The organism is Cohnella massiliensis (assembly GCF_900169535.1).
GTDB lineage: Bacteria > Bacillota > Bacilli > Paenibacillales > Paenibacillaceae > Cohnella > Cohnella algarum.
On record NZ_LT821256.1, the window covers coordinates 355,711 to 378,807 of the forward strand.

20 protein-coding genes and 1 pseudogene are annotated in these 23,097 nt (G+C 58.2%); 9 read left to right on the top strand and 12 right to left on the bottom strand.

Going from position 1 to position 23,097, the window contains the following annotated elements; all coding sequences use genetic code 11:
• The first annotated feature begins 156 nt into the window (after positions 1 to 156).
• Entirely contained in the window at positions 157 to 918 is a 762-nt protein-coding gene (locus tag B7E11_RS06265; protein ID WP_080832736.1) for a helix-turn-helix transcriptional regulator, read from the top strand.
• Between the two features lie 541 nt (positions 919 to 1,459).
• Here the strand turns inward: B7E11_RS06265 and B7E11_RS06270 are convergent.
• The 4 genes from B7E11_RS06270 to B7E11_RS06285 all read right to left on the bottom strand — a co-directional run bounded on the left by B7E11_RS06270 (position 1,460) and on the right by B7E11_RS06285 (position 8,658).
• Positions 1,460 to 3,559, bottom strand: coding sequence for a glycoside hydrolase family 36 protein (locus B7E11_RS06270; protein WP_080832737.1), 2,100 nt, complete (start codon positions 3,557 to 3,559; stop codon positions 1,460 to 1,462).
• Positions 3,560 to 3,760: 201 nt separating this feature from the next.
• Positions 3,761 to 5,071, bottom strand: coding sequence for an extracellular solute-binding protein (locus tag B7E11_RS06275; RefSeq protein WP_080832738.1), 1,311 nt, complete (start codon positions 5,069 to 5,071; stop codon positions 3,761 to 3,763).
• Between the two features lie 127 nt (positions 5,072 to 5,198).
• Positions 5,199 to 6,842, bottom strand: coding sequence for a response regulator (locus B7E11_RS06280; protein ID WP_080832739.1), 1,644 nt, complete (start codon positions 6,840 to 6,842; stop codon positions 5,199 to 5,201).
• On the bottom strand, positions 6,835 to 8,658 hold the full coding sequence (locus tag B7E11_RS06285; RefSeq protein ID WP_080832740.1) for a sensor histidine kinase: 1,824 nt from the start codon (positions 8,656 to 8,658) through the stop codon (positions 6,835 to 6,837). The genes B7E11_RS06280 and B7E11_RS06285 overlap by 8 nt, the downstream gene beginning before the upstream one ends.
• A gap of 172 nt (positions 8,659 to 8,830) precedes the next feature.
• On the opposite strand from B7E11_RS06285, the gene B7E11_RS06290 reads away from it, so the two are divergent.
• The 4 genes from B7E11_RS06290 (at position 8,831) to B7E11_RS06305 (ending at position 11,823) form a co-directional block, all read left to right on the top strand.
• Positions 8,831 to 9,718, top strand: coding sequence for a carbohydrate ABC transporter permease (locus B7E11_RS06290; protein ID WP_080832741.1), 888 nt, complete (start codon positions 8,831 to 8,833; stop codon positions 9,716 to 9,718).
• A complete protein-coding gene (locus tag B7E11_RS06295) occupies positions 9,718 to 10,548 on the top strand; it encodes a carbohydrate ABC transporter permease (RefSeq protein ID WP_080832742.1) in 831 nt (276 codons plus the stop codon). The genes B7E11_RS06290 and B7E11_RS06295 overlap by 1 nt, the downstream gene beginning before the upstream one ends.
• 420 nt (positions 10,549 to 10,968) lie before the next feature.
• Positions 10,969 to 11,310 carry an antibiotic biosynthesis monooxygenase family protein gene (locus B7E11_RS06300; RefSeq protein ID WP_080832743.1) on the top strand — a complete coding sequence of 114 codons (342 nt, stop codon included), beginning with the start codon at positions 10,969 to 10,971 and terminating at the stop codon, positions 11,308 to 11,310.
• Between the two features lie 78 nt (positions 11,311 to 11,388).
• Positions 11,389 to 11,823 (top strand): DUF1284 domain-containing protein, encoded by a 435-nt coding sequence (locus B7E11_RS06305; protein WP_080832744.1) that lies wholly within the window; start codon positions 11,389 to 11,391, stop codon positions 11,821 to 11,823.
• Between the two features lie 282 nt (positions 11,824 to 12,105).
• On the opposite strand, the pseudogene B7E11_RS06310 reads toward B7E11_RS06305, so the two are convergent.
• The 8 genes and pseudogenes from B7E11_RS06310 to B7E11_RS06345 all read right to left on the bottom strand — a co-directional run.
• Positions 12,106 to 12,270, bottom strand: a pseudogene (locus tag B7E11_RS06310) (cyclic nucleotide-binding domain-containing protein); the annotation flags it as partial.
• Positions 12,271 to 12,406: 136 nt separating this feature from the next.
• Positions 12,407 to 13,588, bottom strand: a complete 1,182-nt coding sequence (locus B7E11_RS06315; protein ID WP_080832745.1) for an NAD(P)/FAD-dependent oxidoreductase — start codon at positions 13,586 to 13,588, stop codon at positions 12,407 to 12,409.
• 35 nt (positions 13,589 to 13,623) lie between these two features.
• Positions 13,624 to 14,070: a DUF1641 domain-containing protein gene (locus tag B7E11_RS06320; protein ID WP_080832746.1), complete on the bottom strand. Its 447-nt coding sequence runs from the start codon at positions 14,068 to 14,070 to the stop codon at positions 13,624 to 13,626.
• 348 nt (positions 14,071 to 14,418) lie between these two features.
• Complete coding sequence (locus tag B7E11_RS06325) at positions 14,419 to 15,015, bottom strand: TetR/AcrR family transcriptional regulator (RefSeq protein ID WP_240353164.1); 597 nt, start codon at positions 15,013 to 15,015, stop codon at positions 14,419 to 14,421.
• Positions 15,016 to 15,037: 22 nt separating this feature from the next.
• Positions 15,038 to 16,471, bottom strand: a complete 1,434-nt coding sequence (locus B7E11_RS06330; protein ID WP_425430055.1) for an MDR family MFS transporter — start codon at positions 16,469 to 16,471, stop codon at positions 15,038 to 15,040.
• Between the two features lie 269 nt (positions 16,472 to 16,740).
• Positions 16,741 to 17,925 (bottom strand): sn-glycerol-1-phosphate dehydrogenase, encoded by a 1,185-nt coding sequence (locus tag B7E11_RS06335; RefSeq protein WP_080832748.1) that lies wholly within the window; start codon positions 17,923 to 17,925, stop codon positions 16,741 to 16,743.
• Positions 17,922 to 18,722 carry an HAD-IIA family hydrolase gene (locus B7E11_RS06340; RefSeq protein ID WP_080832820.1) on the bottom strand — a complete coding sequence of 267 codons (801 nt, stop codon included), beginning with the start codon at positions 18,720 to 18,722 and terminating at the stop codon, positions 17,922 to 17,924. The genes B7E11_RS06335 and B7E11_RS06340 overlap by 4 nt, the downstream gene beginning before the upstream one ends.
• Positions 18,723 to 18,886: 164 nt before the next feature.
• A complete protein-coding gene (locus B7E11_RS06345; RefSeq protein WP_080832749.1) occupies positions 18,887 to 19,657 on the bottom strand; it encodes a DeoR/GlpR family DNA-binding transcription regulator in 771 nt (256 codons plus the stop codon).
• A gap of 222 nt (positions 19,658 to 19,879) precedes the next feature.
• Between B7E11_RS06345 and B7E11_RS06350 the strand changes: the two genes are divergently transcribed.
• The 4 genes from B7E11_RS06350 to B7E11_RS06365 all read left to right on the top strand — a co-directional run bounded on the left by B7E11_RS06350 (position 19,880) and on the right by B7E11_RS06365 (position 23,048).
• Positions 19,880 to 20,581 carry a response regulator transcription factor gene (locus B7E11_RS06350; RefSeq protein ID WP_245809635.1) on the top strand — a complete coding sequence of 234 codons (702 nt, stop codon included), beginning with the start codon at positions 19,880 to 19,882 and terminating at the stop codon, positions 20,579 to 20,581.
• Entirely contained in the window at positions 20,571 to 21,716 is a 1,146-nt protein-coding gene (locus B7E11_RS06355) for a sensor histidine kinase (RefSeq protein WP_080832751.1), read from the top strand. Before B7E11_RS06350 ends, B7E11_RS06355 begins: the two co-directional genes overlap by 11 nt.
• A 184-nt stretch (positions 21,717 to 21,900) precedes the next feature.
• Positions 21,901 to 22,809, top strand: coding sequence for a D-alanyl-D-alanine carboxypeptidase family protein (locus B7E11_RS06360; RefSeq protein WP_080832752.1), 909 nt, complete (start codon positions 21,901 to 21,903; stop codon positions 22,807 to 22,809).
• Entirely contained in the window at positions 22,806 to 23,048 is a 243-nt protein-coding gene (locus B7E11_RS06365) for a hypothetical protein (protein ID WP_080832753.1), read from the top strand. The genes B7E11_RS06360 and B7E11_RS06365 overlap by 4 nt, the downstream gene beginning before the upstream one ends.
• Positions 23,049 to 23,097: the final 49 nt, after the last annotated feature.

Genomic DNA, 23,097 nt, shown 5'->3' on the forward strand with positions numbered 1-23,097 from the left:
GCAGACCCTAAACCCTCAACATGTCAGCGTCGCGTGAGATTTGGTGACCCAAGCGAGTTGATGTTATGATAGTAACAAAAAAGCAGCCGCAATAATTTCACGATTCGGCTGATATCGTTTCATGATTCGGCTAAACTATTTTTTTGGAGCGATCGGATGAACCGCCTGCTGTTCCTTTCTTATAATCATTATCCGGAAAACATTTATATCCCGCCGCATACGCACGCCTGTTTCGAAATCGTCTATTATTTCGACGGCCACGGCAGCACGACGATCGGAGCGGCCCGCCACGAGTTCAAGCCGAACCATTTTGCCGTTATTTCCCCGCACATCCTGCACGACGAGAAGCACGCCGCCGAATCCGACTTGATCTTTATCGGCTTTCTGTGCGACAACCTGTCGACGGGCACGATGAACAAAGTGTTCGAGGACGACGACCGCCGCACGATCGCCCAGTACATGCTGCGGATGAAGCACGAATTCATCGCCCACCCGGAAGGATTCTCGGAAGTGTTGAACGTGATGGTCGAGGAGCTGGCAACGCAAATCAAGCGGATATCGGGCATCCGCCGGCATAACACGCCGAACCGGGACAGCTTGAACTTCATTATTAATTACATGGACGAAAATTTCCGCCACAAGCTCGCCGTCTCGACGCTGGCCCAAATGACGGGCTACAGCTACGACCGCTTCCGGCACCTGTTCAAGGAAAAATTCGGCGTCTCCCCCCAGCATTATTTGCTATTGAAACGGCTCGAATACGCCAAAATGCTGCTGATTCACACCCGCACGCCCGTCTCGGACATCGCCGTGGAGTCGGGCTTCGTCAACAGCGCGCAGTTTTGTACCCTGTTCAAGCGCGAGACCGGCATGACCCCGAAGACGTTCCGGCGGCAGCTGTATCATGCGGAGGAGTAGGGGAGGAGTAGCTAAGGCGGCGGGATGAGTCGCCGCGACTCAACTGGACCGACCGCGGGCATGCGGAAGCGGCGAGATGAGTCATTTTTACCCAAATGCGTGCGGCTGCGTGCGTTTGGCGGGTCGAGTTGAGTCGCCGCGACTCAACTGGACCGGCAGCATGCGTGCGGAGGCGGCGAGATGAGTCATTTTTACTCAAATGCGTGCGGCTGCGTGCGTTTGGCGGGTCGAGATGAGTCGCCGCGACTCAACTGGACCGGCAGCATGCGTGCGGAGGCGGTGAAATGGGTCATTTTTACTCAAATGCGTGCGGCTGCGTGCGTTTGGCGGGTCGAGATGAGTCGCCACGACTCAACTGGACCGGCAGCATGCGTGCGGAGGCGGCGAGATGAGTCATTTTTACCCAAATGCGTGCGGCTGCGTGCGTTTGGCGGGTCGCGTTGAGTCGCCGCGACTCAACTGGACCGGCAGCATGCGTGCGGCGAGTCTTTCTTCCGCAAAAAGCCCCGCGGTCGGTCGCGACCGACGGCGGGGCTCACGTCTATTTGGCGCGGATTTCGATCAACCGCGCCGTGCGGGCCTGCGGCAGCGTGACCGTCAGCACGCCGCCGGCCTTGTCCCACGTCAGCGCGCTGTCGTGCGCGGACGGGTACGCGATCCGGACGTCGAGCTCGCGTCCGGCAAACCGCGGCATCGGCAGCGCCGCCGATGCCGACTCGCCGCCGATGCGCCATACGGCGACATAGGCGCGTTCGCCCGCGCGCAGGCCGAGGCTGACCCAGTCGTCCTGCTGCGTCGGCAGGCCGAGCGGCCAGAACGGCAGCGCTTCGGGAATGTCCTTGCGGATCGACTTGTAATAGTCGAGCGCTTCCTTGACGAGCTGCCGCCGGCGCGGGCTCAGCTCGGCCAGATGGCCGCTCTGGTGCACCCGCAGCAGCAGCGCGTTCACCATGTTGAAGACGACCTCCTCGTCGTCGCCTTCCCGCAGCGGGTACGACCAGACGGCGGATTGCTCCGGCGTCAGCCCCGCCGGCGAGCCGGCCGCGATCGCCGCGTAGTTGACGTAGTTCTCCTGGTCGCTCGTCGACTGGATGCTGTGGCGGCTGAGCATCGCGTAGTCCATCCGCATGCCGCCGCTCGAGCAGTTTTCGATGACCAGGTCGGGGTACCGCGCGAAAATCGAATCGAGCCAGGCGAGGTACGCCCGGTTATGCCGCAGCAATCCGTCGCCGAAGCTGTCTGCGTCCGTTTCCGTGCCGATGCCGGCGTTGATGTTGTAGTCCATCTTGATGTAGCCGACGCCGTAATCCTCGACCAGCCGGCGGATGACCTCGTTCGCGTGCGCGATCACCTGCGGATTGCGGTAATCAAGCTGATAGCGGCTGCGGTCTTTGACGCGTTTGCCGTGCCGTTTGAAAAACCAGCCGTCGTCCGTCTCGGCAAGCTTGGGACTGTTGATCCCCATGACCTCGAGCTCCAGCCACAAGCCCGGAACCATGCCCTTGGAACGGATGTAGTCGAGCACATATTTGATCCCTTCCGGGAACCGTTCCGACGAAGGAAGCCACTCGCCGACGCCGTCCCACCATTCGCCGACGGCGTACCAGCCCGCGTCGATGCAGAAATATTCGCAGCCCGCTTCGGCGGCGGCATCGATGAGCGGCAGCAGCTTCGCCGTCGTCGGGTCGCCCCACAGACAGTTCATGTAGTCGTTGAAAATGATGCGCAGCTCGCGGTTGTCGGCGTTCGGACGCCGGATTTTGCGGCGGTACGCCGTGAGCTGCCCGATCGCCTCCTCGAAGCCGCCCGCCACGGCGCCGACCGCGACCGGAACCGACGCGAATTGCTGCCCCGGGCGAAGGCGCACCCACCAGTGGTTGTCGTGCTCGGTCGGTCCGCTCGCGAGCAGCGTCAGCAGGTCGACCTGATCGATGATCTCCCAGTGCCACGAGCCGTTATGCTCGATCTGCCAGAACAGGCTCGTCCCGGCTTCCCGGTTCTCCAGCACGGCCATCGGCAGATGCTCGGACGCGGACCACGATCCCGTGTTGCTGCACGAAACGCGTTTGGACGTGCGATCGATCAGATGCGACAGCCCGAGCTCGGGCAGCGTATACGACCGCCATTGCAGCTCGCTTTGCCACCCGTTGTGGGCGAGCGTCAGCACCATTTTCTCGTCGCGGTCCCGCTCGCCCTCCTTGTCCAATCCCGTCAGCGCGAACGAGGAGACGTACTCGACGTCCGCTTCCGCCTCCCCTTCGTTTGCGAGCGTCGCCCAGCAGCGCGCCGTTTGCACGCCGTCGTAAAACTGAAAATGCTGAACCGCCTTCAACCCCGTCGCCGGATCGCGAAGCTCCACCTCCAGCTTGCGCCCGGGTTCCGTCCGCGAATCCCGGTGCGTTTCGTAGCGCATGCGCAGGCCCGGATAAGTCGCCCGGTGCGTCCGCCCGTGATATTCCGCCCGGTCTTCCCCGGACAGCTGCAGCTCCAGAAGACGGAAGCCGGCCTTCTGCCCGTCCCGCACCGTCGACTCGTCAAAAGGAACCGCCCCGAAATGCAGCAGCCGCACGTCCCGTTCTTCCGTAATTTCGAGCAAAAGATGAAGTCCGTTTTCGTTCAACCGGATGGATGAATTCGCCAAATTGCTCACCTTCCCGCGTATAAAAGTAGGTCATATCCGCACGCAAAATCCCCGAAAAATCCCCCTATAAAAACTTGACCCAGCGCGAAATCGCGCTGAGTCAAGTGAAGCCCGGGAAACGGGGTGCCGGCAATCCGCGCCCGTTCGCGATGCGTTTCGAAACGCTGCCGCGGTCCGGCCGCCCCCGTTCATCGGCCGCGCTTATTGATTGGAGCCGAGTTGAATCCAGGCGGTCTGGATTTCCTTGATGACCGCATCCTTCGACTTCGTGCCGCCGATATAGGCTTGCATCAGTTCGCCGAATTTTTGGTGGAACGTGTCGAGCGAATAGTTGATCGACAGGTCGCCCGACGGCTCGGTTTTCAAAATTTCGTCCATTTGCTTCGGCATATCCAGATCCGGAAGCGGAGCATCCTTGATCGGCGGGATGACTTTCGCTACGCCGGAGAACCAGTTTTTGCCGTAGTCGGACGTATACAGCCAGTTGAAGAACTCGATCGTTTCATTGACGACGGCGGAATCCTTGTTGATCCGCAGCGCCTGGTCGGCGCCCGTAATGATTTGGGATTGTTCGGCCTTGTCGCTGACCGGGTAGCCCATAATGCCGATTTGGATGTCGGGGTTGATTTTCTTGATCGCTTCTTCGTCCCATGCGCCCTTGCCGGTCATGATGGCGGCCTTGCCGGAAGCAAAGTCGCTTACTTCGGCGTTGCTGTCGCGCTCAAGCGGCTTGTCGGTGCCGTGTTCGACCGTCGTATCGACGAATTTGAAGAAGTTGTCGTTCAGAACCGGATGATCGGCAAACGTCGTTTCTCCCGCGACGAAGTTCGCGACGAGCGTTTTCGCGTCGATGCCCGCATCTTGGGCGGCGGCGTTGACGAAGTGCTGGAAGACGTGCTTCCAAACCCACCATTCTTTATAGGCGTTCGCAAACGGCGTAATGCCCTTCGCTTCCAGCTTGGCGATCGCGTCGTCCAGTTCGGCCAGCGTTTTCGGCGCTTCCGTAATGCCGGCTTCTTCGAACAACTGCTTGTTGTAAATCAGCGTGAACAGGTTGCCTTTGACGGGCAGGCCGAGCACTTTGCCGTCGGCGGACGTCATGTTTGCGCGAACGGCGTCGGTCATCGCCGCGGCCAACGGTTCGTTCGTCAGGTCGGCGCTGTATTCCGCGAACGTGTCGATGTCGCCGCCCGCCGTCGTTTGAAAGACGTCCGGCGTGCTGCCGGCCGCGATCCGGGACTTCAGAACCGTGTTATAGTCGGCTTGCATAATTTCCAGATTGATCGTGACGTTCGGCTTCACTTTTTTGTATTCTGCGATGTAAGCGTTGAACGCGTCGGTATATTCCGGAGAAGCCGTAAACATGTTGATCGTGACCGGCTTGGAGGCATCGCCTTCCGCGGCGCCCTCGCCGGCCGCATTGTCGTTCGCGGCGTTGTTGCCTCCGCACGCGGCGAGAATGCCGGCGATCAGCACGAGGCTGAGGGACAGCCCCATCCATTTTTTGAACATCTCTTTGTCCCCGCTTTCCTGATTGTTTGATCTCGAAGCCTATTCTAAAGAAATTGCCCGGCGATAAAAATGTAGATAAGTGGCGTCTTGAGGGTAAAAAAGTGTTCCGTTCGAAGCGGTTCACTTTTTAGCCGTTCGTCCGCGTCATCCGGTATTCGGTCGGCGAAATCGAATAGTAGTTCCGGAACGCTTTGCTGAAATAGTTTTTATCCTTGTAGCCCAGCATTTCGGAAATTTCCTGGATTTTCAGCTCCGAATCGTTCAGCAGCTCTTTCGCCTTCTCCATTCTCACCTTCTGCACGTATTCGTGGATGCCAAACCCGAATTGCTGCTTGAACAGCTTCATCAAATACTCGCGGCTCAGAAAGTAACGCTCGGTAAACATTGAAATTTTGATATCTTCGAAATAGTGGCGATCGATGTACTCTTTGATGTCCGCCACTTGAAACGGCCGCTCCAGCGCGGTCAATAACCGGATTTGCTCCCCGTAATAGTCCAATATCCGGTGCATGAGTTCTTCGAATTGCTCGACCGAATCGTAATCCGTCGCGATGCCGGCCGCAAGCAGCCCCTTGTCCCCGGCCGGAAGCTTCTCCTGCGAAACGCCGAGCTCGAGCGCCATATCGTTCATAAGCACAACGAATTCCTGAAGCGTCCGCTCCGCGTCGCCAAGTCCGAACGCCCCGGAGCTCTTGATTTTTTTGCAAAATTCGCCGAGCGCGCTCTTGGCCTGGTTCCGGTTGCCCGCCTCGAGGGCGCTGCGAATGAGCGGCATCCGGCCCGTCATCGAAAACACTTCGCGGGCGCCGCCCCGATTCTCCTTGCCGGCAACGACTTCGCCGCCTTTCAGCCTCAGCAGGTCGATGTCGTTCAAGGCCGACTTCGCTTCCTCGTACGAACGGGCGATGCCGCCCGCGGCGTCGGCGGGCTTCCCCATACCGGCCGCGATGCGAATGCCGAGCAGTCGGGCGAGCGTCGCCGAAGCCCGTTTCATGACATGAAACGAGCGGTAAGCGAGATCTTCCGGGTAGCTGCCCGACATCGTAAAAACGGCGATCATCTCGCGCCCCTGCTTCGGATTGGCGAAAGCGAAGCCTTGCACGCCGCCGTCTTCCGCGGCGGTCTCGTTCAAAACGTTCGCCGCGGCGAAATGCAGCAGCTCGAGGTCGTTGTGAAACCGCGAGCGGCTCGCTTCGTCCAAATTGACGATCCGAACGACCGCGACGGCGAAGCGCTTGTCCGGGTCGTCGGCGCCGATAAGCGGAAGCAGCGTTTCGTTCGGCTGCTTTTTGAACGTTCCTTCGATAATGGAGAAATAGATTTTCTCCTTCAGCTTCGGCAAGGACATATTCAGCGCGATATTGCGGTTAATAAACTCGCTTTCGTCCTGCCTCTTGGCCTTCAGGACGTCAAGCGCGCCAATAAGCGCCTGGTTCAAATCCTGACGGTTGACCGGCTTCAGCAAATAATCGACCGCCCTCGAACGGATCGCCTGACGGGTAAACTCGAAATCGTTATAGCCGCTCAGCACGATCGTAAACAAATCCGGAAATTCGCGCTCGACCGCCTGCAGAAACTCTACGCCGTTCATTTCGGGCATTTTCATGTCGACGATCGCAATATCCGGCTTGAACTGCTTCAGCAGCTCAAGCCCTTCCCGCCCGTTCGTCGCTTCGAGCACTTCCTCCACGCCGAGCCCGTTCCAATCCCCTAAAATCCGGATCGCCTCGCGAACCGGCTCTTCGTCGTCGACGATGAGAACTTTAACCATTCTTGCCGTCCCCCCGCGGTATCCACATGCTCATCTCGGTCCCCTTGTCGTTTGCTCCGATGCCGAGCCCGGCCTCGTCGCCATAGAGGAGCTTGAGCCGGGTATGCAAATTGACGAGACCGATATTTTCGGTTTCCCGATCCTCCCACTTTGTTTCCAGCGAATCCAGAATTTCGGTCAGCCGCGTCGGCGCAATGCCGGGCCCGTCGTCCCGCACAGTGATGACCGCGTGCGAGGGCGCCAGCACGGCGCTGATCACGATCGTAACCGGAGCCGATACTTTTTCCAGGGCGTGCTTGATCGAGTTTTCGACCAGCGATTGAAGAGACAGCTTCGGAATTTCCAACTCCATCAGCGAATCGTCCCATTCGATCTCCACCTGAAGACGGCTGCCGAACCTTGCCTTTTGCAAACCCAAATACCGCTCGATATGGTTCAATTCTTCCCTAGCCTGCACAATGTCTTTTCCGCTTATGCAGTAGCGAAGCGTCTGCGCCAGCGCATCTACCATGTCGGCAATGTCGTAACGCCCGTTCTTGAGCGCCTTGGTCGAGATGGCCTGCAGCGCGTTGTACAGAAAATGGGGATTGATTTCCGCTTCGAGCGCTTTTAAAATGGCGTTTTTTTCGACAAGCTTGCTTTTGTAGCGTTCATTGATCAAATCGTTGGTGCGCCGGACCATTTGGTTGAAATGCCGGGTCAAGTACGCGATTTCGTCTCTCCCCTTCACTTCCGCCTCCGCATCGAACGTGCCTTCGCTAAACCGCCTCATTTGATGCGACAGGTTTTTGAGCGGCTTCGTGATCGCGCTTGACAGAAACGTCACCAGCACGACGGACAGCAGCAAAAACGCGAAGCCGATCAAATAGCTGATATTCCGGTTTGTTTCGGCGGCTGCGTACAGCTTGCTGTACGGGATCGTTTTGATCAGGCGCCAGCCTTCGCGCTCTCCTTCGTTGGCAACGACGAGATACCGCTCCTTGCCGTTCGACCAGGCGAGCCGGTCTTTCGCGTTCGCTTCGAGCTTGTCCGGCAGGCCCGCGTCCCGGACGGTTTCGTAAAAGGCAAGATCGTCCGCGTGAAAAGGTACGCCGTTCGAATCGACCAGCAGCACATGTTCTCCTTCGCCGAGCGGAACGTCTTCCATCAGCTTGTCTTTGGCCGTCGGATTCATATAGAACGAAATGACCGCCTGCGGCTCGCGCAAAGCGAGCGAACGCAGCACCCGATGGTACGCCATAAAGCTTCCGGAAGGAACCGCCTCCCGGCTCGCATTGTCGAAAAACGACTCGTACGCCCGATTCCGGTCGCTGGCCAGCGTCTCCTTATACCACGGCGTTTCCTCGATGCCCGGATCTTCGCGAACGCGAACCGTCACGTTGTACGCCTCGCGCGTCAGCACGTAAACCCTTTGCTTCTCGACCAGGTACAGCGAAATGCTCTCGACGTCGCCGCGGGAATAATACAACGTCCGCAAATAGTTCTCCAAATACATGCGCGAGCTGTAGCTTGTCTCCTCCGTGGCGATGGCGGCGATAATCTCGTCGTATCGGATCTGCGGAAGCGACAATTGCTCGATTTCGGCCAGGTAATTTTCCAGATTCCGATTGACGAGCAGCAGATTGTTCCGCGTGCTGGCGATGCTGCTTTCCACCGCTTCCCGTTCGAGCATTTGATACGAAATGACGGTGAGCGAAGCGACGACCAGTATGATAATGGACGTAAAAAGCAAAATAAGCTTGTTGACCAAACGTCTGGTCATGCGATCCCGAATGGTCGATACGGCTTTGCTCAGCCTTTTGATAATATTGGCCATCGCTCCCCCTTGAACGGCGCACAGTTCACCTTTTTACCCTTAACTGTTTATTTAAATCCATTTTGACGCCAAAACCGCTGTTTTATAATGCATTATAGCTGAAATAGGACTGCTGCATAGCCCAGGCGGCCGGCAGCCCGTTTGAAAACTGTGACGAAAAAGAGGTGCACCCATGCGCAAAATCGGCAGAAAATGGTCCGAAAAAGTCGAGTTCGGCTTCTTCACGTGGCCGGCCCTGATTTGTGTCGCCATTGCTTTTTATATTCCGTTTGCGATGACGATTCGCTACTCCCTGACCCAATGGAACGGGATTTCCAAAAATCCGAAATTTATCGGGCTGGATAACTTCAAGCAAATTTTTTCGGGAGACGCCAATTTCCTGAACGCGTCCTGGTTTACGATCAAGTATGCGGTGTTGTACATCGTCATTATTAACGTTCTTGCCATATTGCTTGCGCTCGTGCTCGACATGAAGCTGAAAACTTCGACGTGGCTGCGGGCGGCGTTCTTCATTCCGTACATCCTGAGCCTGGTCATCGTCGGCTTTATTTGGAAATTCATTTTCATGCAAGGGTTCGAATCGCTCGGCGAAAGCACGGGTTGGGGCATCTTTAATCTCAGCTGGCTGGGCGAACCCGGCCTGGCGTTCATTTCGGTCTTGTTCGTTTCCATTTGGCAATCGATCGGCTTCTACATGGTCATTTACATCGCCGGCCTGCAATCCATTCCGGACGACCTGAAGGAGGCGGCCACCGTCGACGGAGCCGGACCGATTCGCCGTTTTTTCAACATCACGCTGCCTTTGCTGGCGCCGTCGATCACGATTTCCGTTTTCATGGCGCTGACCAACTCGATCAAAGTATTCGACGTCATCCTGTCGCTCACGGGCGGGGGCCCCGGCGGCACGACGTACAGCGTCGCCTACGACATTTACCGCGACACGTTCCAGAACAACCTGTACGGCTACGGCACGGCCAAAGCGCTCATTTTGTTCGTCGCCGTCCTGATCATCACGATCATCCAATTGACCATCTTCAAGCGCAGGGAGGTTGAAGCCTGATGACATCGAACAAAGCGGGAAAAATCGTGCTCGAAATCTTCATGTTCCTCCTGTCGCTGCTGTTTCTGTACCCGCTGTTCCTGGCGATCATCAACTCGCTTAAAAGCTTTCAGGAGGTCATGACCGACGTCATCGCCCTCCCGAAAAGCCTGGCTTTCGAAAACTATTCCTACGTCTGGAATTTCATCGACTATCCGCGGCTGTTTCTGAACAACGCGATCATTACGGTGCTCGGCCTTGCGGGGATCATCCTCGTTTCGTCCATTGCCGCTTACAAGCTGGCGCGGACGAAATCGCGGTTCAGCTCGATCGTCTACTTTCTGTTGATCATGCCGATGCTCATTCCGTTCCAATCGATCATGCTCACGGTGCTCCAGCTTGCGAAAAATATTAATCTTTCCGACAGCACCTGGGGGCTCGGCATTCTGTACTGGGGCTTCGGCGCTCCGCTCGCCGTCTTTATTTATCACGGGTTCGTCAAAGGCATCCCGAAAGAAATCGACGAAAGCGCCACGATCGACGGGGCGTCCGGTTTCCGGCTGTTCTTCTCCGTCATCTTCCCGCTGCTGAAGTCGGTCACGACGACGATCATCATCATCGACGTCATGTGGATCTGGAACGACTTCCTGCTTCCGCTGCTCATGGTCAACGGCTCGCCGTCGACGAAAACGCTGACGCTTGCCGCCTACACCTTCGTCGGCCAATACACGTCCGACTGGCAGTACGCGATGACCGCCATGGTGATGGCCGTTCTGCCTTCGATCGTCGTGTTCATGTTCCTGCAAAAGCACATCGTCAAAGGCGTCGTCGCCGGCGCCGTCAAAGGATAAGCGGACGATCGGCCGCGCATGGAAGGAGACGCGGCCCGATCGGCGAAAAGGAGCGGCTGTTCACGCAAGGCGGGTTGAGATGAGTAGCCACGACTCAACTGGAGCGGCAGCGTCCGTGCCGCAGGGGGCAAGATGAGTCATTTTTGCTCAATTGCATGCGGCTTTATGCGTTTGACGGGTTGAGATGAGTTGCTACGACTCAACTGGAGCGGCAGCGTCCGTACGCAGGGGTTTAGATGCATAAGGGGTGGGTCAGCCTTTCGGGCGGCCCCCTTTTTTTATCCAGATTCATTTGACATTGAGAATGATTTTCATCTAGAATGACATTACTGGGGCTGCGTTCCCCCGCGGCCCCAGCCCCGATAACCAAAGCAGCCTTCATACCGACTTTATTCTTATGAACAGCAAGGAGTGAGCCGCATGTTGGTTCAAATGAGGACAATTACCGTCAAGGCCGGATTTGCCGGTCAGGTAGCGGAACGCTTCGGCAGGCCGGACCATCCGATGGCCGATATTCCGGGCTTTATCGATTTGAGCGTCATGATCAAAAAGGCGCGCAAAGTTGAAGAACAGGAGCAGGTCGTCGTCGTCGTCCGCTGGGAATCCGAAGAAGCGTGGAAAACATGGGAGAAAAGCCCGGCCCATATCGAAGGACACCGCAATTCGCGCAACCAGGAGAAGCCGGATTATCTGCTCGACACGACCGTCAGCATGTACGAAGTGAAGTCGGTCACGCTGCCGAAGGCATCGTCCCCGTCATGAACGAAGGCTCGGGCCGCCTCTTGCGAATCTTCCCGCAAATCGCAAGGGACGCTCGCGTCAAGGAGCGGAAACGATAAAATGACGATAAGACTGCGCGGCCATCATCTTCTCTGTCTGCTAGGTTTCAGGGGCAAGGGATATTCCGAAGAGTTCTGCGTCAACATGACCTCGGTCTACGAAACGCTTCGCGCGGATCCCGATACCCCGATCGCCATCATCGAAGGTCCCGACGACATCTGCCGGGCTTTTCCGGCCGATCAGCCGAATCACTGCCATAACGAAAGCGTATACCGGAAAGATCGGGACATTTTGCTCAAGCTCGGATTGAGACCGGGATTGAATGCGAGCTGGACCGAGATTGTCGGCCGGGTGACGGAGCATGTCCGGCCCCGGGATATCGATCGGTTCTGTCACGACTGCCCCTGGCAACCGTTAGGCCTGTGCCAGGAAGGGGTCGCCCACATTCGCTCCGGCCGGCCCTTGCGCCCTTTGCCGGGAAAGACGACCGGGTGACGCGCATTGCCCTTTTGGCGGGTTTCGCGGGAGGGGGGGGACATAGCATGGCGCGGAATTAGGCGGGATGGCGCAAGGCCGGGGAAAGCTTGGTTGGATTTTTTCCAAGCAAAACGGGCTTTTTCGCGTTTTTTTCCGGTTTCGCTGGATTTTGTCCAACCTGGCGAGACCTTTTTGGCGTATTCGCCCAAATCCCAAGTGACTCATTGGATAAAATCCACTCCAGATCGCGATTTCCCCGTTTTCCGCCCCCTTGATTGAACAAAATCCAACATAGGCCCTGATCAGCGAATGGTGCGGGATCGTCTCTCCCGGCACGATCAGATTGACGAGCGTCGGCGTCCCGTTCTCGTGCAGGCGGACGATTTTGAGCATGCCTTTCCGAAGACGGTAAAGCGGACCCGACTCGCCTTGCCGGAACAGCGTTTCGCCCTTATGCAAAATCACGGGCCAGCCCCCTTGGCTTAAAAAAATAGCCGTCTTTGAAGCCCTTGTTTCCCCCAAGGGTTTTTTGTTATTTTGTCCCGCCGCCGATAGCGAAAGAGGGCGCCCTTCGGCGCCCTCTTCCGTTAACTGTATGCGATTAATACGCCAGCGTGAACAGGCCGTTGATGTGCGACAGGTAGCGGATGTTGGACGCTTCCTTCATCAACGTGGCCGGCAGGCCTTTCAGGCGCGTTTGGCTCGCGCCGATCGTGCCGATGCCGTCCTTGCGGCCGAGGCTGCCGAGCGTACCGGAAAATACCGGCGTAAAGCTGTCCATTTTGCCTTCTTTGAAGTACGCGGACAGGTTATAGCCGACCGTTTCGCCCATTTGCCATGCCAATTGCGCGGTCGGCGGATACGGCCGTTCGCTGCCGGCAGGGAACACGACGGCGCAGTCGCCCGCCAGGAACACGTCCGGATGCGAGGTCGATTGCAGCGTTTCCGTGACGGTCGCGCGGCCGCGGTTGACTTCGAGGCCGGAATTGGCGACGACCGGATTGCCTTGCACGCCGCCCGTCCAGACGAGCGTATTCGTTTCGATCGTGCTGCCGTCCTTGAGCGAAACGGAAGAAGGCGTTCTTTCCGTGATCGCGACGCCGGTCAGGAATTGCACGCCGCGCTTGGACAGGCTTTCCACGGCGCGGGCCACCAGTTCGGGCGGGAATACCGGCAGGATCGAAGGAGCGGCTTCGACGACGTACAGCTTGATGTCGTTGAAGTCGATGCCTTTGGCGCGGCATTGCTCCGGCAGCTTGTCGGCGAACTCGCCGATCAGCTCGACGCCGGTCAGGCCGCCGCCGCCGACCACGAACGTCGCGTGCGCTTTGTCGCCCGTTTTCTTGTAGGCGTCCAGTTCGGCTTCGACGTGCGCGCGAATGCGGTTCGCGTCGTTGACCGACTTGAGCACGAAGCTGTGCTCTTGAAGACCCGGGATGCCGAAGTAGGCCGTTTCGCTGCCGAGCGCCACGACGAGCGCGTCGTACTTGTACGTAGCGCCGCTGGCTCCCGTCACTTTCTTGTCGTCGGGCTTGATTTCCGAAATCGTGTCGACGACGATGTTGACGCCTTTGTTTTTCAGCAGTTTTTCAAGCGGCAGGGAGACGGCTTTCTCTCCGATCGTGCCGCCGGCAAGACGGTGAAGCTCGGTAATGATTTGGTGCGTCGAGAAACGGTTCACAAGCGTGATTTGGGCTTCCGCAACGCTCAGGTGTTGGCGCGCCGTCAGGGCTGCCAGCAAACCGCCGTACCCTCCGCCCAGAATCAGAATTTGTTTCGACATATCCATCCTCCGTTCTTATGCGTTTCGGGTCTGTCTTACGGGCGCGGTTGCTGTTGCTGACGTTCGGCGAGCACGCTGAGGAAAGCTTGCGCGAAGCGGAACGATTTTTGCACTTGCGGATCTTTCAGCAGCTTGAGCAATCCGAACAATCCGATCGTTGCGGAATCTTGCTGCGCGCGGTCGTTCGCTTCGATCGCGGCGGATGCGATGCCTTTCGCCTTGTCGACGACAGGCTTGGCCATTTCTCCGATTCCTTGCGCGAAATCGTTGATCAGCACTTTGTCCGTCGCGACGGCTTGAGCGAAATCGTAAGCTTTGGTCATGAGCGTGACCAATTCGGCCAGCTTCGGCAGATTTTCCACCAAGGTGGTCAACGACTCCTGGACCTCGGGCTTCATCAGTTGATCCAATACATCGACCGGTTGGCGTTGCGCTTCGGCTTGCTCGGCAAGCGTTTCTTGGGAAACAGCTGTTTCGGACATACGGGAGCGTCCTCCTTTGCAAGGATGTCAGTATGGTTGCTATCTTCGTGCCTGTCGGCCAATGCAAAAATCGAGGGCTGGAAACCGAACATTGTAACAAATTTCACATGAAGAACCGAAAAAACGCGGCGCTCTTGCGTCAAGTTTGCAAACGATTCGGTTCCGGCACCCTCCTGTCTTTCGCATAAACACGGGCAGACGTCGAACCTTCGTGTCTATTCTACACCTTTTCGCCACAAACTTGAATGGATTTTTTGCAAAAAAACGAAAAGAATGTGATTTTGTTCACCAAGTAAAAACGACTCGTCGTCCGAAGGGCGGAGAACGTCGTTTTTGACGGAGCGAATTTCATCGAATAAATAAGGGGGCCAAAAACGTTTGCGACAATCGTTCCGCGATCTCTTCCGAGCTGTAGCCCGATTCGTGCAAATAAAACATCATTTCCGGCGTCAAGGACGAAGCGGCCAGCACGCAGGACGTAAACTCGGGATCGAGGGGAATGAGCTTCCCCTCGTCCTGAGCTTCTGCGAGCAGCTTCCGGATCGTCCCCCGGATGAACTTGAACGGGGGCGCTTCGAACAATTGGTCTCTCGTATCTTCAAGCCTGGCGCAAGAAAGCATCGTCCGTACCCATTCCATGTCGCGGTTCGTAAAAACGATCAAATCCGTGATGATTTTCCCGAGCCTCTCCTCGACGGGACGTTCCTTGCTGCGCTCCAAATACGTTTCGATTTCCTCCATGAAGCGGTCGAACTTGTCCTTCATCAGGGACCTGCACAGATCGCCTTTGTTGGAATAGCGGCGGTAAAGCGTGCCTTGGCCGATTCCGACGGTTTTGGCGATCTGGTGCATGCTGACGGCCTCGACGCCAAAATCGTTGAACAGGGATTGGGCCGTCCGCAGAATTTCCGCATTCAACATCTCCGTACTTTCTCTGCGCGACATTCCTCTCACTCCCTTTCGCGGATTAATGGAACGATTTCGCCTGCTCTTGAGCAGTCCGCACCCGCTTCAAGAAGAAAGAGATGACGAGCGCCGCGATCGCGAAGATGCCGCCGAGCGTAAAGGCGTCCTGCAGCCCCGCCACCAAGCTTTGAACCGCTTCTTCGGGCGCTTGGGGATTGCTCGATTCGGCCAAATAGCTTTTCTGCCCGGAGGACAGAACGCTCATAAACAACGCCATGCCGATCGCCCCGAACACCTGCTGGAGCGTATTCAGGATCGCGGTTCCGTGCGGATAGAGCTCGGGCGGAAGTTGGTTCAATCCCGTCGTTTGCGTAGGCATCATGACGAGCGAGATCCCGATCAGCATGACGATATGGAGGAAAATGACATAGCCCGCGCCGGCCGAAGCGGTAATGCCGCTGAACGTCCAGGTTGCCGCGCTGACCAGCACCAGGCCGGGAATGACGAGCCATCTCGGACCGAACTTGTCGAACAGCTTGCCGGCGATCGGAGACATAATCCCGTTGACCACGCCGCCCGGCAGCATGATCAGGCCGGATTTAAACACCGTGTACAGCAGAGCTCCCTGCAGGAAAAACGGAAGCAGCGCCATCGTCGAAAACAGCGTCATAATGACGACGATGAGCAGGATCGTCGCGATCGAGAACATCGGATACTTGAACGCGCGCAAATCCAGCATCGGTTCTTTCATTTTCAACTGGCGCCAAACGAACAGCAGAAGTCCGAGCAACCCGATGCCGATGCACCAGCCGACGACCGGTTCGGACCACGATTCTTCGCCCGCCTTGCTGAAGCCGTAAACGACGCCGCCGAAGCCGACCGTCGACAGCAAAATCGAGAGCAAATCGACTTTGGGCCTCGTAATGGTAGAGACGTTTTTCAAATAAAGAGCCGCAAAAATGACCGAGAACGCGGCCAACGGGATCACGCAGAAAAACAGCCAGCGCCAATTCAACTGATCGATGATCAAGCCGGAGAGCGTCGGGCCGATCGCGGGGCCGAACATGATGACGAGACCGATCATCCCCATCGCGCCGCCCCGTTGCTCCGGCGGGTAAATAATCAGGATCGTATTCATCATGACCGGAAGCATGAGACCCGTTCCGACCGCCTGAACGATCCGTCCGGCAAGCAGCACTTCAAATACCGGCGCCGCGCCGCAAACGACCGTCCCGACCAGAAACAGCGTCATGGCGGTCAAAAACATTTGCCTTGTCGTAAACCATTGCTGCAAAAGCGCGGTGACGGGAACGAGCACCCCGATAACGAGCATGTACGCGGTGGACAGCCACTGCACCGTCGTCAAGGCGACTCCGAACTCGTTGACCAAATCGGGGAAGGCGATATTCAGCAGCGTTTCGTTCATGATCGAAACGAACGCACCGATAATAAGCGCAGCTACGATTGGTCCTCTCCTGATGTTGCTCAAGTCGATGCTTTGAGCATTTGTCTGTGTACTGCCTACGGCACTCAAGCCATACTCCTCCTTCGAGCTGAGCGTCGCCCCGGCGGCAGGGGCGAGCCTGAACTCTTCTGTTGCGGACAATTGTCCGATAGGGACAACAAGAAAGCGGACAGTTGTCCGATAGGTGGATTCTACCAAACAAGGGTCCGCGTGTCAAAGCTTCTTTTTCATCTTTTTCATTGTTTTTTTATTTTATTTTCCTATTGTTTTCGCAAGATTTTCGCAATGTTTCCGCTCGGTTATCGAACCGGTTTTTGCTGTCCCGCCGCCTTCTTTTCATTATAAGCCCGAAGCAGCGTGAACCGGTTCGGGCGAACCCGGTGCGCTTCCCGCAAGCTTCTGGCCAGAAGCTCGCCGCTCACGCCCAGCTCGGATACGGAGGAAGGGCCTCCGACCCGGCGCAGCAGCCCGCGCAGGGCGTCCGGGTCCGGAATGTTCCGCAAGGCGACGCGCAGCTCGGCGGCCGCCGCCTCGTTCGGGGCATACTCCCCCATCTCGAGCCCGCGATAAAGGCCGGCGATTTCGGCGCAGGCCGCCCCGACCTTCGCTCCGTGCAGCAGCTGCCGCTTTCCCGTCCGGATGTACTCCATCTCCCAGTAATGGGACAGATGATGCTCGGCGCCGGAGGCCGGATGGGATTGCCCGAAGACGAGCATGGCCAGCCCGGAGTCGATCAGCGCTTCGGTCAACACGCGAATGCCGTCTTCGGTCCGGCGGCCGATGAGGTCCGCATGCTCGACGCAATCGCGCAGCGCCTGCTCCGTAATGCCGGCCACCGCTTCGTTATAGGATTCGCCGGCCGTCAAGCTGCCGAACTTCCAATCGAACAGGGACGTATATTTGCCGAGCATGTCGGCGAATCCGGCCGCGGTCAAAGCGGCGGGCGCCCGGCTCATCACGGCCAAATCCGCGAAAATCGCCGTCGGCCCGATCGCCTGCACGGTGATTTTCTCCCCGCGGATCAAGATCGGCGCTCCTCTGGACGTAAAGCCGTCCACCGAGGCGGCAGTAGGGACGGACACGAACGGGAGCCGCGTCGTATAGGCCGCATACCTCGCGATATCGTGCAGCGTTCCGGAGCCCGCAACGACGATCGCGTCCGCTCCCGACTTCTGCAAGTCGAGGATAACCTGGACGATCGAAGCCTCGTCCGCGACGACGTCTCCCTGCGCGTTCGGCTTCACAAGCGTCGCATTCTCGGGAAAGCCCGCCCCGGCAAGGCCGGCCGCGACCGTCCTTCCTGCTGCGGCCAGCGTATGTTCGTCCGCGACGAGCAGCGGACGCCCGTACCCGCGCTCCTTCATGAAAGGAGCGACCCGGCTCAGCGCTCCCGCTTCGACGACGACGGCTTCCGGAAAGCCGACCGTCGCCTCGTTGCCGAGCTGCCTGGCGGCGGCGGCGATTTTTTCTTTTATTCCGTTCATGGGGACATCCGCTCCTTTAATCGTTCATCCAATTCCCGCAAGGAATTCAAAATAAAATCCGGCCGGTGCGGCGCCCCGCCGACGTCCTCGAGCCGGGTCGATCCGGTCAGAACGAGCGCGGTCGCGATGCCGGCCCGCCGGCCAAGCTCAATGTCCGAAGCCAGGCTGTCTCCCACGATCAGGCAGCGTTCCGCGGGCAGCCCCAACGCGGAAAGCGCCGCCTCGGCCATCCGCAGCGAAGGCTTGCCGACGACGATTTCCGGCTCTTTTCCCGTCGAGTACGCGATCGCCCCGATCATCCCGGCCACGTCGATCGAGTCGCCGAAATCGCCGGGAAACGTCCGATCCGCATTCGTAGCCGCGATCCGGGCGCCGTGGCGCACCGCCCGAAACGCCTGGTTCAGCTCTTCGTAAGTCAGCGTCTCGTGAAGCGTGATGACGAGCCATTCCGCCTCCTCCGGCATTTGCGCCATCCGGACGCCGTGCGCCGCAAGCTCCTCCTTCAGGCCCGGGTCGCCGAGCGTCCACACCTTGGCCTCCGGCGCGGCATCCCGCAAATAAAGGGCCATGACGGTCGAAGTCAAAATAATCTCTTCCTCGGCCGCCGCGATGCCCATTCGTTCCAGCTTTTCGCGGCACATCCTTCTCGAAGCGTTCCCGCGATTGCTCAAAAAAGCGATTCGCTTGCCGCCCGCGCGCAGCCGGGCGATCGCTTCCGCCGCTCCGTCTATCGCCCGGGCTCCTTTGTACACCGTGCCGTCAAGATCCAGAATCAATCCGTCGAAACGTTCCAACACGCCCGCTCTCACCCGCTTTGCTTTTCGTCTTGCTTCTATCGTCTCACCGGCGGCTTTCGGATGTCAACGATCGGTTGTTTTTGCCGTCGTCGACATTCGTCAATAAACGAAAGCTAAATCTCCTGCATATGCCGGCGTTCTCCGACTCTTCCCGGCGTTTGCCGTCATTCCGCGATCATAACGCGAATGCGCTCCCGTTCGAGCCGTTTGACGAAGGCGGGATCGGCCGCCGCGTCCGTAACGAGCGTATGGATCGCGGGCGGACGAATCGAGACGGCGATCGACCGGCGGCCCAGCTTCGTATGGTCGAGCAGCGCGACCACCCGCGAAACGCCGGAGGCCATCCGTTTTTTCAACTCGGCTTCGTACACGCTGAAATCGGTCATGCCCGCCTCCAGCGTGAACCCCTCGGACGACGTAAAAAACAGGTCGGCCTGCACATCCTCCAGGATTCCCTGGCCCAGCACCCCTTCGACGGTGCGCGAGCCCGGCCTGAGCACGCCCCCGATCAGAATAACGTTGATGCGGGGATTTTGGCTGAGCAGCATCGCCGCGTTCAATCCGTTCGTCACGACCGTCAAATAATCCAGATCGACGAGGCATTTCGCCAGCTCCAGGGCGGTCGTGCTCGCGTCCAGCATGACGCATTGGCCTTTGCTCACCAGACCGGCGGCGGCGCGTCCGATCGCCTGCTTCTCCGCGCGGTTCAGCTCGCTGCGCGACGATTCGATTCCCGCCGGCCCAAGCCCCGGGGAGGCAGCCGGAATCGCCCCGCCGTGCGTCCGCTCCAGCTTGCCCCCGTCCTCCAGCAGCTTGAGATCGGCTCGCAGCGTCCCTTCCGACACGCCGAACTCCGCGGCCAGCTCCTTGACGACGATTTCCTTCCGTTCCCGAAGCAGCTCCAATATCCGTTCCCTTCGTTGCGGGGCAAACATGCGCGATCGAACCCTCCCGGCGATTTGGTTTCCGATTCGTTGACTTTAGAATAACGGCAAACGACGACATTCCGCAACAAACGCCAATCGAACGCCGATCGGCTCCGCTACGGATCCAACTTGAAATCTTAAGCATTCTTAAGATTGTCCCGCCGCTAACACAAAAATCTTCGGTTAAGCTATAGTAAGGAGAAGAAACCGCAAGTTAGGAGTGCATACGCGTTGACTCGCCGAATTCTAATCGTGGACGACGACCGCGAAATCGCCGGCCTGATCGCTATATATATGAAGAACGAAGGCTTCGAGACGGAGCTGGCCCACGACGGGCAGGACGCTCTCGACAAGCTGGAATCGGGGGCGTACGATTTGGTCGTCCTGGACGTCATGATGCCGCGAATGGACGGTCTGGAGGCTTGCCGGCGCATTCGGGACCGCCAGGGAGGCATCCCTATTTTGATGGTCAGCGCCAAATCGGAGGACATGGACAAAATCCTCGGCCTGATCACCGGTGCCGACGACTACATGATGAAGCCCTTCAATCCGCTGGAGCTGCTGGCCCGGGTGAAATCGCTGCTGCGGCGGTCGTATCAGTACAATTCCGCCCTGTCGGCCGCCTCCCCGGAAGACGGAACGCTGACCGTCGGTCCGCTTCGCGTTCACAAAAAATCGCACACCGTCGAAGCGGACGGAAAGCCGATCCATTTGACCTCGACCGAATTCGGCATTTTGTATCTGCTCGCGAGCCATCCGGGCCGGGTGTTCAGCGCGGAGGAAATTTTCCGGCACGTTTGGAAAGAGAAGTTTTTCGATTCCAACAACACGGTCATGGTCCATATCAGCAAGCTTCGGGACAAGCTCGAACAGGAAACGAGCGACAAACTCATCACGACGGTATGGGGGGTCGGCTACAAAATTGAACCCTAACCCGGTCGGCCGCATGGTCTGGCGTCTCATCTGGCATATCGTCTTCAGCGCGATTTTCGCCGTATGTACCGTCTACGTCCTGCTTGCGTTGGCCGCCTCCCTGGCCCGCAACACCCCGAAGGAGCTCGAAGCCGTACGCCGTTTCCTGTACCGGGTTTACGACCTTTTTTTCGCCCAATTCCCGGATTTCATGTTTTTCGCGGTCATCTTCGCCTTTTTCGTTCTGTACATGGTGCTGTTTCAAATCCGGCGATACCGGTACATCGCCGACATTAACCGCGCGATCGCCCACATCGCCGAAGGAAACTTCGACGACGAGGTTCCGGTCCGGCAGCGGAACGAGCTTCGGGAGCTGGCCGTCCATACGAACGGTCTCGTCGAACGGCTCAAACGCTCCCTCGACGAGGAACGCCGGGCGGAACAGACCAAAAACGAATTGATCACGAACGTCTCCCACGACTTGCGAACGCCGCTGACGTCCATCCTCGGCTACCTCGGGCTCGTCGAGCAGGACCGTTACCGGGACGAAGTGGAGCTGCGCCACTACGTTGCGATCGCTTACGACAAGTCGCAGCGGCTCAACGTCCTCATCAATGACCTGTTCGCGTATACCCGGATGCGCAACGGAGCGATCGCCATGCAAAAGGTGAAGCTGAATCTGGTCGAGCTGATCGGGCAGCTGCTCGTCCACCACCGGCTCGCGCTGAAGGACGCCGGAATGGAAAGCGCCGTGCATGCCGCCCAAAGCGAAATCGCGGTCATGGGCGATCCGAACCACCTCGCGCGCGTCTTCGAAAACCTGCTGACGAACGCGATCTCATACGGCAAAGACGGCCGGAAGGTCGACTTCCATGTCCGGCAAGCGGCGGAAATGGCCGTCGCGGAAGTCGTCAACTACGGCGATCCGATTCCTTCGACGGACCTGCCTTACATTTTCGACCGTTTTTATCGGGTGGACAAGTCGCGGACCGAGCATGACGGAGGCTCCGGCCTGGGCCTTGCCATCGTCAAAAGCCTCGTCGAGCTGCACGGCGGGCGGATCGAGGCGGAAAGCGACGCCTACCGGACCGTGTTTCGGGTGTTCCTGCCCGCGGCCGTTCCGGACGAAACCGAAAGGAAGAGGCCTCCGGCATGAGCTTTCGCTTTCGCGTTCGCATTCGCAACGCGCTTCTGCCGGCGGGACTTCCGGCGCTCCGTGTCCGTTTCTCCTCCGAATCGGATTTTTAAACCAATCTTAAGAAAAAATTACGATTTTGCTTCGGTTCCTTTAAACTTCTCCCCCTACAATGTTCCTTAGCGAAATTCAGGGGGAATACATGATGAAACGGCTGTTATTGGTTGCCTTCATTGCGCTCGTGGCGACGTTGACGATAAAAGGAAACGATTGGCTCGGCCAGGCCGAGGCCGAGTGGCCGGAGTTTCAGGCCAAAGCGGTCGTCATGCTGAACGCGGATACCGGCGAGTGGCTGTATGCCGGCAACGGGGACAAGGCGCTGCCGCCCGCCAGCATGTCGAAAATGATGACCGAGCTGCTCATTCTGGAGGATGTTCGGGAAGGACGCCTCCGGTGGGAGGACGCCGTCGAAGCCAGCGACTACGCCGCGAACGTCCCCGGCGCCGAAATGAGGCTGAAAGCCGGGCAATCCTATACGGTAGAGGAGTTGTTCGCCGCGATGACGGTTCATTCCGCCAACGACGCCGCCGTGGCGCTGGCCGAGCGGTCGGCGGGCAGCGAAGCCGAATTCGTCGAACGGATGAACGCCAAAGCCCGCGAAATCGGCCTGTCCAAAAAAACCGCATTCGGAAACGCGACGGGACTGTCCCGCCAGGACTTGCTGGCGTTTGCGGAGGCTTCGTCCGCCAAGGATACGGTCATGACGGCCAAGGATGTCGCGCTGCTGGCCAGGCATTTGATCACGAGCTTTCCGGAGATCGTCCGGTTTACGACGGAGTCCGCCGCGCCGGGACCGGGCGAGAACGCGGGGGAAACGGTCCGGCTGCAGACGACCAACGAAATGCTCCCGGGGCAGCGTTTCGGCACGGCCGGCAACGACGGGTTGAAGACGGGCTATACGGAAAGCGCCGGCTATTGCTTCACGGGCTCCTTCCTTCGCGGCGGCGAGCGCTATATCACCGTCGTCATGGGGACGGAAACGCCGGAGGCGCGATTCGAGGAGACGGCCAAACTTCTCGATGCCGCCTGGGGAAAGGAGGGAACGCCGGGGTGAGCCCTTTCGAAAAGCGGGAAGCGCTCAAAACGCTCGAGACGCACTGCTACCGGATTTGCTTTTACCTGCTGAACGAGGAAAAAACCGCCTGCGAGGCGGCGAAGCGCGCCCTGATTCAACTGTACGGAGACGACGCCCTCTGGACGATGAACGAGCAACTCCGCGAAAACCGCATCCGGAAAATTTCCTCGTTTCACGCCTTGGCCGTGCGCGAAGGCGTTTCCCGATTTCGGACCTAGAAGATCGGCTCCCGTTTTCCGCTTGCGGACTTGCGGGAGCTTTTTTGAT

Excerpts from the sequence above, each read along its gene's own strand:
- B7E11_RS06345 (WP_080832749.1), bottom strand. The coding sequence starts at position 19,657 with ATGTTTGCCCCGCAACGAAGGGAACGGATATTGGAGCTGCTTCGGGAA.
- B7E11_RS06295 (WP_080832742.1), top strand. The coding sequence starts at position 9,718 with ATGACATCGAACAAAGCGGGAAAAATCGTGCTCGAAATCTTCATGTTC.
- B7E11_RS06305 (WP_080832744.1), top strand. The coding sequence starts at position 11,389 with ATGACGATAAGACTGCGCGGCCATCATCTTCTCTGTCTGCTAGGTTTC.
- B7E11_RS06300 (WP_080832743.1), top strand. The coding sequence starts at position 10,969 with ATGTTGGTTCAAATGAGGACAATTACCGTCAAGGCCGGATTTGCCGGT.
- B7E11_RS06320 (WP_080832746.1), bottom strand. The coding sequence starts at position 14,070 with ATGTCCGAAACAGCTGTTTCCCAAGAAACGCTTGCCGAGCAAGCCGAA.
- B7E11_RS06315 (WP_080832745.1), bottom strand. The coding sequence starts at position 13,588 with ATGTCGAAACAAATTCTGATTCTGGGCGGAGGGTACGGCGGTTTGCTG.
- B7E11_RS06290 (WP_080832741.1), top strand. The coding sequence starts at position 8,831 with ATGCGCAAAATCGGCAGAAAATGGTCCGAAAAAGTCGAGTTCGGCTTC.
- B7E11_RS06265 (WP_080832736.1), top strand. The coding sequence starts at position 157 with ATGAACCGCCTGCTGTTCCTTTCTTATAATCATTATCCGGAAAACATT.
- B7E11_RS06280 (WP_080832739.1), bottom strand. The coding sequence starts at position 6,842 with ATGGTTAAAGTTCTCATCGTCGACGACGAAGAGCCGGTTCGCGAGGCG.
- B7E11_RS06360 (WP_080832752.1), top strand. The coding sequence starts at position 21,901 with ATGAAACGGCTGTTATTGGTTGCCTTCATTGCGCTCGTGGCGACGTTG.
- B7E11_RS06275 (WP_080832738.1), bottom strand. The coding sequence starts at position 5,071 with ATGTTCAAAAAATGGATGGGGCTGTCCCTCAGCCTCGTGCTGATCGCC.
- B7E11_RS06285 (WP_080832740.1), bottom strand. The coding sequence starts at position 8,658 with ATGGCCAATATTATCAAAAGGCTGAGCAAAGCCGTATCGACCATTCGG.
- B7E11_RS06325 (WP_240353164.1), bottom strand. The coding sequence starts at position 15,015 with ATGTCGCGCAGAGAAAGTACGGAGATGTTGAATGCGGAAATTCTGCGG.
- B7E11_RS06335 (WP_080832748.1), bottom strand. The coding sequence starts at position 17,925 with ATGAACGGAATAAAAGAAAAAATCGCCGCCGCCGCCAGGCAGCTCGGC.